Origin of the sequence: Vibrio sp. 10N.222.52.B7, assembly GCF_041474275.1 — a bacterium.
Lineage (GTDB): Bacteria > Pseudomonadota > Gammaproteobacteria > Enterobacterales > Vibrionaceae > Vibrio > Vibrio crassostreae_C.
The window spans coordinates 1-324 of the sequence record NZ_JBFRTU010000332.1; the positions used below are offsets into that span (position 1 = coordinate 1).

Below are 324 nucleotides of genomic sequence, written 5' to 3' on the forward strand. Positions count from 1 at the left end.
TCCTGAAACAGTATCAAGCGTAATAAAAGTTGATTAACAAAATTTGGGTACACGCTTTCATGCTCTTCGCTATGCTAATGGCCACCATTAGTGTGGACAGCATCGCGAGCAGCAATGCTCTGCAAGCCCCCCAAGCTCAATCAACTTCTGCCAATAGCTTCTCTTTCTCTGCTTCTAACATCAGTTCTGTAGAGAGCACCCCAACACCTTTTTCCAGCGCACAACCCACCGTTGAGCACCACTGTTGTGGATCGGTCTGTCTACTGAAAATGCCACCACTGATCGTTTCTGAATCTTTCGAACCGCAGATTGAATCACTGGCAC

At 46.9% G+C, this 324-nt stretch carries 1 protein-coding gene; it reads left to right on the forward strand.

Annotated elements, in window-relative coordinates; all coding sequences use genetic code 11:
* Positions 1–59 precede the first annotated feature (59 nt).
* On the forward strand, positions 60–324 hold a 265-nt coding region (locus tag AB4512_RS23080; protein ID WP_372175851.1), incomplete at its 3' end, for a hypothetical protein.